The 1,532-nt window shown below is 56.6% G+C and carries 1 rRNA gene; it reads right to left on the reverse strand.

The annotated features are described in order from the left end of the window. Positions 1-11 precede the first annotated feature (11 nt). Positions 12-1,530, reverse strand: a 16S ribosomal RNA gene (locus O5O53_RS11520). Positions 1,531-1,532 lie beyond the last annotated feature (2 nt).

Raw genomic sequence — 1,532 nt, forward strand, 5'->3', positions numbered from 1 at the left:
AAGCTCCTTAGAAAGGAGGTGATCCAGCCGCACCTTCCGGTACGGCTACCTTGTTACGACTTCGTCCCAATCGCCGATCCCACCTTCGACAGCTCCTTGTGACAGGCCACTGGCTTCGGGTGTTACCAACTTTCATGACGTGACGGGCGGTGTGTACAAGGCCCGGGAACGTATTCACCGCAGCGTTGCTGATCTGCGATTACTAGCGACTCCGACTTCATGGGGTCGAGTTGCAGACCCCAATCCGAACTACGACCGGCTTTACAGCGATTAGCTCACCCTCACAGGCTCGCAGACGCGTTGTACCGACCATTGTAGCATGTGTGAAGCCCTGGACATAAGGGGCATGATGATTTGACGTCATCCCCACCTTCCTCCGAGTTAACCCCGGCAGTCTCTCACGAGTCCCCACCATAACGTGCTGGCAACATAAGACAAGGGTTGCGCTCGTTGCGGGACTTAACCCAACATCTCACGACACGAGCTGACGACAACCATGCACCACCTGTACACCAACCACAAAGGGAAAGACCATCTCTGGCCCGGTCTGGTGTATGTCAAGCCCAGGTAAGGTTCTTCGCGTTGCATCGAATTAATCCACATGCTCCGCCGCTTGTGCGGGCCCCCGTCAATTCCTTTGAGTTTTAGCCTTGCGGCCGTACTCCCCAGGCGGGGCGCTTAATGCGTTAGCTACGGCACGAACCCCGTGGAAGGGACTCACACCTAGCGCCCACCGTTTACGGCATGGACTACCAGGGTATCTAATCCTGTTCGCTACCCATGCTTTCGCTCCTCAGCGTCAGTTACTGCCCAGAGACCTGCCTTCGCCATCGGTGTTCCTCCTGATATCTGCGCATTCCACCGCTACACCAGGAATTCCAGTCTCCCCTACAGCACTCAAGTTATGCCCGTATCGCCTGCAGTCCCGCAGTTAAGCTGCGGGCTTACACAAACGACGCGACAAACCACCTACGAGCTCTTTACGCCCAGTAATTCCGGACAACGCTCGCACCCTACGTATTACCGCGGCTGCTGGCACGTAGTTAGCCGGTGCTTCTTCTCCAGGTACCGTCACAAAAACGCTTCGTCCCTAGCGAAAGGAGTTTACAACCCGAAGGCCGTCATCCCCCACGCGGCGTCGCTGCATCAGGCTTGCGCCCATTGTGCAATATTCCCCACTGCTGCCTCCCGTAGGAGTCTGGGCCGTATCTCAGTCCCAATGTGGCCGTACACCCTCTCAGGCCGGCTACCCGTCGACGCCTTGGTAGGCCATTACCCCACCAACAAGCTGATAGGCCGCGAGCTCATCCCACACCGAAAAACTTTCCACAATGGCATCCAAACCATCGTCCTATCCGGTATTAGACCCAGTTTCCCAGGCTTATCCCGAAGTGCAGGGCAGATCACCCACGTGTTACTCACCCGTTCGCCACTCGAGTACCCCTGCAAGCAGGAGCCTTTCCGTTCGACTTGCATGTGTTAAGCACGCCGCCAGCGTTCATCCTGAGCCAGGATCAAACTCTCCACAAAAA

Origin of the sequence: Corynebacterium faecium, assembly GCF_027257105.1 — a bacterium.
Classification (GTDB): Bacteria; Actinomycetota; Actinomycetes; order Mycobacteriales; family Mycobacteriaceae; genus Corynebacterium; species Corynebacterium lehmanniae.